Raw genomic sequence first — 7,196 nt, forward strand, 5'->3', positions numbered from 1 at the left:
ATGTTCCGCTGCTGCCCGGCGCCATCACGCCCGGCGAGATCATGGCTGCACGGGAAGCCGGCTTGCGCTTCCTGAAATTCTTCCCGGCCGAGCAGTCGGGCGGCATCGCTTCGCTGAAGGCCTTCGCCTCGCCGCTCGCCGATGTGAAATTCTGCCCGACCGGCGGCATCTCTGCCAAGAACGCGGCCGACTATCTAAGCCTTCCCAACGTGGTCTGCGTCGGCGGCTCCTGGGTGGCGCCCGATGACCTCGTCCAGGCCGGCAAGTGGGACGAGATCGAAGCCCTGGCGCGCGCGGCGAGCAAGCTTGCGAAATAAGGCCTCGGCCACGGCATGAAAAAACCCGGCCGACTCGCGTCGACCGGGTTTGCCAAATCGGCTCCGAAGCTGATCAGCTGCAGACCCGGACCTTTTCAACCACCCTGTGGTGATGCTTCCAGCTTGTGACCACCTTGGTCCGGCAGTGCTTCTTCATGTGCATATGGTCATGAGTCTTGACGACAACGGTCTCGGCCTGCGTAGGGGCGATGGCCGCCGAAGCGGTTGCCAATGCGATGACCGATGCCAATAGGATGTTCTTCATGGATCTCCCCGGGTTTGAACGAACCTATGTTAACCCGGGGAATAGGCCGACCGTTCCGGCTTCACGAGAAGTTCAGCCGCGCGTGACCGTGCAGGCTGGCCGGTTCGCTGAACAGCAAAAAGCCGCGCTGGTTGCCCGGCGCGGCTTTGTCGATTGATTTGCCGTCACTTGGTTTGGAAGCGGGCCACCGACATGAACTTGACGGCGTTGCCGGTGAAGCGATTGGCATCGGCCACCTGGCTGCTCGGCTGGAAGCCGGCCGTGTAGACCTCGCTCGGCGGCGTGTGCACGATGCTGTAGGCGTAGCCCGGCGCCGTCGTCGCGCTTGAAACGGTGGCGACATGCTCGCCGCTGGTCAATGCCCAGCGGGCGGCCTGCGGTGCGGCTGCAACCACCATGGCCTTGGGGCCTGGCTTCAGGTCGCGGGCGGTGGCTCTCGATTCCTTGCGGGTCGTCTTGACGCCGGCGCCGATCGCGGCGGCCGGATCGGAACCGACTGGGCGGGCAACGACAGCATCGCGCGGCGAAGCGGCGTTGGTGCCCGGATCGTTGAACGCCGAACGCGGCTCGGATCCGGACAAGGAAGCAAGCTGGTAATCGGCCGCACCGACCTGGGCATTGGCCTCGTCGAGCACGGCCTTGACCGCATCCGGCCTGGCCATCTCGGGCCGCGCCGTCGGCAGCACCGAGAACGCATCGGTCGCGGTCTTGCTTTGATCAGCCGTCTCGGCCAGCGCCATCAGCACATCCTTGCTGGGCGGCGCAGACAGAGCGGCCGGCAGCGAATTGTCGGGACGCCATGTCGGCAACGGTATGTTGTTGACCGCGACCTGGGCCGGATTAGCCGAAGCAGTTGCATCGGCCAAGCCGAAAGGAACGCTTGCCGGCGCATGCGCGGTCGCCACGGCCTGCTCGGTGGTGGCTGTCGCCTCCGCCATCGCAAAAGGAACATTCTCAGGCTGCTGAGCGCCGACATCGGCTTTCGGCCGCGGTGCGAAATCCGGCAGCGGAACGCTTCGGGCCGGCAATGCGGCGATGATCGTCTCCGGCGTGTCCTCTTCCGGCTCCGGAGCCTGCTGCTCGGCCACCTGCGGAATCTCGGCGCGCCGCGCATTCTCCGGCGCCACGATGGCAATGCCCGGGAGGTTGCTGGTCTTGGCTGCCGCTGCCGGCTTCAGGTTTCTCGCTTTGGGCGGAGGGGCGGCCGAAGCGGTCTGGACATCGGCGCTGTCGTCGGCCTCGTCGTCGCCGCCGCCACCGAAGAAAGCCGACAGGAAGCCACCTGATTTCTTGCCGCTGCCGCCAGCACTGGCCATCTCGATGGCCGGCGAGCCTGAACCCTTGCGCGCCTTATAGGAGGCGAGCGCCTGCTCAAAGCCGGGCAGCGGCCTGCCGTCGCTCGGCACATGCAGCGTCTTGCCGTTGGGGAACAGGCTGACCAGTTCCTGCCGGCTGATACCGGGCCAATGGCGCACATTGCCGACATCCATGTGGACGAACGGCGAACCAGATGACGGATAGTAGCCGACGCCGCCGCCCTGCATCTTGAGACCGATGTTGCGCAGCTTCTTCAGCGGCACGCCGGGGATGTAGAAATCCATCGCCTTGCCGAGCATATGCTGGCTCTTCTCGGCGACGCCCCTGCTGCGGCCGCGCAGCATCGAGTTCGTCGACGGCGAGCGATAGCCGCAGATGACCTGGATGTAGTCCGTGGCGCCGGCTTCCCGATACGCTTCCCAGACCAGATCCAGCAGGCGCGGATCCATCTTGGTCGGCTCGTTGCGACGCCAGTCGCGCAAAATGATGTTGATCTTCCTGAGACCCTCGGGAACGTAGCGGCCGTTGCGCTTGTAGACGATCTCGGCCTTCTCATGGGTGTGGAGATGATAAAGCTTCAGCGACCGTGTTTCGGCGCTGGCTCCGCTCGCGGCCGCGGCAACAAAACCAAAAGCGACAACCAACACTGCCAGCCACTTCGGCCAGACGCTCAAATGATGGTGCCGCCTGTTTGTGTGTCGTTCGATTCTGTTCAAATCAAAAGGCCTTGCAGGCTGCCGTTTGTCCCCGGATTTGTCCAAACGGATGTGGCATTAGCACACCCGAATATCGATCCTAATGGTTAATCATCGCTTATTGAAGCCGAAATGCGGTAACACCGTGGCGATATCCCGTCAAAAATTGTTCACAAGGTTTCTTGGTAAACCGCTGGTTTAGATCAGATTTCCGCCTTCGGCCCGAACACGATCTGTTACCGTTAGCCTTAATGCGTGAACAGAGCTGTCCATGACACAGCCACAATGCCGCCGAACGGCGATACAAGGCCTGCTGTGGCATTGCAAGCTGGCGTCGGCCTTTGTGGCAAGCCGGATTCCGAAGCTCAGCCCGGCATCGCCCTTAGGAGGCGAGCCGGTCTACGCGGCCCGTCTCCGGATCGATGCCGTGTTCCTTGAGCTTGCGATAGAGCGTCGAGCGACCGATGCCGAGTCGGCGGGCGACTTCGCTCATCTGTCCGTTGTAGTGATCGATGGCAAGCTTGATCATCTCGAGTTCGACATCGGCCAGTGCCCGCACATTGCCGCGCTCGTCGAGCGCCCGCAACGTGCCGAAGCGAGGCTGCAGCCTTGCCGGCGGATCGAACGGGATTGCTGGGCCGCCCTCGCCGGGCAAGGCTTCGTCATCGCGCTCCTGCAAAGACTGGGAGGGCGCCGGCGCATCGCCGTCCATATCCAGGTTGACGGTGCCTTCCACTTGCGCCCGTATCTGCGGGAAGTCCTCGGCGGAAAGCACATCGCCTTCGCAAAGCACCGAGGCCCGGAAGACGGCATTTTCGAGCTGCCGGATGTTTCCAGGCCAGTCATAGGCCTGCAGCACGGCGAGCGCTGCCGCCGAAATACCTTGCAGGCGACGGTGCGGGTCGGCCGGCGCCACCTTCTCCATGAAATGGGTGACCAGATAGGGGATGTCGTCGCGGCGGTCGCGCAGCGGCGGCACGAAGATCGGATAGACGTTCAGCCGATAGAACAGATCCTCGCGGAACTTGCCGTCCTTGACCTGCTGCAGGAGGTTGCGGTGCGTCGCCGAAATCAGCCTGATGTCGACCCTGACGGTCGAGCGTCCGCCGACCGGATCGACCTCGCCGTCCTGGACCGCGCGCAACAGCTTGACCTGCACGTCGAGCGGCAGGTCGCCGATCTCGTCGAGAAACAGTGTGCCCGAATGCGCTTCGACGAACTTGCCCGTGTGCTTGTCGGTGGCGCCGGTGAACGAGCCCTTTTCATGGCCGAACAGGATCGATTCGACCAGATTGTCGGGGATAGCGCCGCAATTGACGGTGACGAAGGGTTTCGAGCGGCGGTCGCCACTGCCCTGGATGGCGCGCGCCACCAGTTCCTTGCCGACGCCGGACTCGCCCTCGATCAGGATCGGGATGTTGGATGCCGCCGCTTTCTGGCCAAGACGGATCACCCTCTCCATGGCCGGGCTGTGCGTAATCATGTCCTTGAAGGTCAGGAGGCCGCCGCGCCGGCGCGACGTGCGCTTGACCTCGCCCTCGACGGCCTCGACCTTGAGCGCATTGCCGATCGACGCCTGCAGCCTGTCGGGAGATGCCGGCTTGACGACGAAATCGAAGGCGCCATGACGCATCGCCGAAACCACGGTCTCGATGCCGCCCTGCGCGGTCTGCACGATGGCCGGCACGTTGATGTCGCGCTCGCGCATCGCCTTCAGCACGCCGATACCATCGAGACCGGGCATGACCAGATCGAGGATGACCACCGACACCTCGCGGGCGCCGGGTCCATCGAGGATATCGAGGGCGGCCGCGCCGCCGTCGACGACGATTGCGCTGTAGCCGAACCGCGTCACCGCCGCTTCGAGCAGCCGGCGTTGCACCGGATCGTCATCGACTATGAGTATGGAACCTGTCATGACTGATACGACTATGCCCGCCCGAGGAATCCTGCCCTGTGGACCATCTTGGCACAGGGTTCTAAATAAGGTTTCAAAAAACCCGGTGAATGAATTCCTTAGGATTTGACCGGCTTCTCGTTTCCCCTCGAACCTTGGCCACGGAAGGTGTCGGCAATGCATAAGGATTCTGGGCACATGGGTTCCGCACGGCGGCTGGCGGCGCCGGCGTCCGGTCAGGGCGCGGCCGAGCTGGGCGACCTGCCGGAATGGAACCTTGCCGACCTCTATGCCGGCATGGACGCGCCAGAACTGAAGCGCGACATCGCCAAGGCCGCCACTGACGCGGTCAGCTTCGAAAGCCGCTGGAAGGGCACGCTGGCCGCCGAGGCCGAGCGCGGCAGCGCCGGCAGGCTGGGCGAGGCGCTCGTCGCCTACGAAGCGCTGGAGGAACTGATCGGCCGCATCGTCTCCTATGCGGGTCTGGTTTATGCCGGAAACACCGCCGATCCCCAGCGCGCCAAGCTCTATGGCGACGTCCAGGAGAAGATGACCGACGCCAGCGCGCACCTTCTGTTCTTCGCGCTCGAACTCAACCTGATCGACGATGCGTCGATCGAAGGCGCGCTCGCCGGCGATCCCGCCTTCGGTCACTACCGGCCATGGGTGCTCGATCTGCGCAAGGACAAGCCCTACCAGCTTGAGGACCGCGTCGAGCAACTCTTCCACGAAAAGTCGATCACCGGGCGCGGCGCCTGGAACCGCCTGTTCGACGAGACGATGACCGACCTTCGCTTCGACATCGACGGCGAGGAACTGACGCTGGAGCCGGCGCTGAACCGTTTGCAGGACGCCGACGGCGAGGTGCGCCGCCGGGCGTCCGAGGCGCTGGCCACGACCTTCCGCAAAAATTTGCGCACCTTCACGCTGATCACCAACACGCTGGCCAAGGACAAGGAAATATCCGACCGCTGGCGCGGCTTCGAGGACATCGCCGATTCACGCCATCTCGCCAACCGCGTCGAGCGCAGCGTGGTGGACGCCCTGGCTTCCGCCGTTCGCGATGCCTATCCGCGCCTGTCGCACCGCTATTACGCGATGAAGGCACGCTGGCTCGGCATGGAGGTGATGAACCACTGGGACCGCAACGCGCCGTTGCCGGATACGCCCCAGGCGATCATCGGCTGGGACGAGGCCAGGAACACCGTGCTGTCCGCCTATCAGCGCTTTTCGCCCGACATGGCCGAGATCGCGCGAACCTTCTTCGACCGCAACTGGATCGACGCGCCGGTGCGGCCCGGCAAGTCGCCTGGCGCCTTCGCGCATCCGACCGTGCCGTCGGCGCATCCCTATGTCCTGCTCAACTACATGGGCAAGCCGCGCGATGTGATGACGCTGGCGCACGAGCTTGGCCATGGGGTGCATCAGGTGCTGGCCGGCGGCCAGGGCGCACTGATGGCCTCGACGCCGCTGACGCTGGCCGAGACGGCATCGGTCTTCGGCGAGATGCTGACCTTCCGCTCGCTGCTCGACCAGACCACCGACCGGCGCGAGCGCAAGGCCATGCTCGCCCAGAAGGTCGAGGACATGATCAACACGGTCGTGCGCCAGATTGCCTTCTATGAATTCGAGCGCAAGGTGCATGCCGAACGCAAGAACGGCGAACTGACCTCCGACAGGCTCGGCCAGTTCTGGCTCGAAGTGCAGGCCGAAAGTCTGGGTCCCGCGATCAAGCTGCGCGAAGGCTACGAGGTGTTCTGGACCTACATCCCGCACTTCATCCATTCGCCCTTTTATGTCTATGCCTATGCTTTCGGCGACTGTCTGGTGAACTCGCTCTACGCGGTCTATCAGAACGCCGAACGCGGCTTTCAGGACAAGTATTTCGAAATGCTGCGCGCCGGCGGCACCAAACATCATTCCGAGCTTCTGGCGCCCTTCGGGCTCGACGCCACCGATCCCGCCTTCTGGCAGATCGGACTTGGCGTCGTCAGCGGCCTGATCGACGAGCTGGAAGCGCTCGACGCTTGAAACGCGTCCCTCAGGCATCGCTCTAACAGTTTAGCCGGAATGCATGTTGGGACAGCTCTACTATCACCCTAAATATCTGTTCTTGAAGTACTCTCCACCGAAGTTTTCCGATAGCTTTCCACAAGCTCTATGATAGCCTTCGCTCCAAGCTCAGCCGGAGCGCATGCGGATCGGCGAGGAGAAATCTCAGCCGGCCGTGTCGCTCAGGCGAACGCGACAACGGCCGTTGGCCATGGGCAAGCAAAGCCGATCGCCGCAGCTCGAACCGAAGCCGGCTGTTCTGCTTACCGCGGAACCACCAAGAGTAGTCCTTCGCCGAAGGTCATGACCCACGGCAGACGGATCTGACTGGAGAGAGACAATGGGCACTTTTTTCTACGTGGTCCTGGCGTTCCTGATAGGCGTGTTGGTCGGCTGGTTCCTTTGGGGGCGCCTGCGCGGTGAACTCGACAGCTTGCGCGGCGACCTAGACCGCACACGCAGCGAACGCGACAGGCTGCGCACCGACGGCGACCGCCTGACCGGCGAACTCGATGCATGCGGCAAGACCCGCGCCGACCTCGAGCGCCGGCTGCGTGAAGCGTCGGCCGCACCTGCCGCCGGAAGCAGCGCGGCAAAGCCGGCAAGCCAGGCGCCGGCGGCCCTGATGTCGACCCCCGCGACAGCCAAATCCG

Annotated in this window: 4 protein-coding genes and 1 pseudogene; 3 read left to right on the forward strand and 2 right to left on the reverse strand. The window is 63.8% G+C overall.

The genetic code is table 11. The annotated features are described in order from the left end of the window. Both EOB59_RS36195 and EOB59_RS35270 read left to right on the forward strand, forming a co-directional pair. Positions 1–317 (forward strand): annotated as a pseudogene (locus tag EOB59_RS36195) (keto-deoxy-phosphogluconate aldolase); the annotation flags it as partial. A gap of 176 nt (positions 318–493) precedes the next feature. Then, positions 494–739, forward strand: coding sequence for a hypothetical protein (locus EOB59_RS35270; protein ID WP_164873794.1), 246 nt, complete (start codon positions 494–496; stop codon positions 737–739). A gap of 7 nt (positions 740–746) precedes the next feature. Here the strand turns inward: EOB59_RS35270 and EOB59_RS12165 are convergent, their stop codons facing one another. Both EOB59_RS12165 and EOB59_RS12170 read right to left on the reverse strand, forming a co-directional pair. Further along, positions 747–2,573: a DUF882 domain-containing protein gene (locus tag EOB59_RS12165; protein ID WP_128288439.1), complete on the reverse strand. Its 1,827-nt coding sequence runs from the start codon at positions 2,571–2,573 to the stop codon at positions 747–749. Between the two features lie 403 nt (positions 2,574–2,976). Next, the gene (locus EOB59_RS12170) at positions 2,977–4,512 is read right to left on the reverse strand and encodes a sigma-54 dependent transcriptional regulator (protein WP_128288440.1); all 1,536 of its coding nucleotides are present in this window, start codon (positions 4,510–4,512) and stop codon (positions 2,977–2,979) included. A gap of 177 nt (positions 4,513–4,689) precedes the next feature. On the opposite strand from EOB59_RS12170, the gene EOB59_RS12175 reads away from it, so the two are divergent. After that, positions 4,690–6,522 carry a M3 family oligoendopeptidase gene (locus tag EOB59_RS12175; protein WP_127809395.1) on the forward strand — a complete coding sequence of 611 codons (1,833 nt, stop codon included), beginning with the start codon at positions 4,690–4,692 and terminating at the stop codon, positions 6,520–6,522. The last annotated feature ends 674 nt before the right edge of the window (positions 6,523–7,196 follow it).

This window comes from Mesorhizobium sp. M7A.F.Ca.MR.176.00.0.0, from assembly GCF_004023165.1.
Taxonomy (GTDB): Bacteria; Pseudomonadota; Alphaproteobacteria; order Rhizobiales; family Rhizobiaceae; genus Mesorhizobium.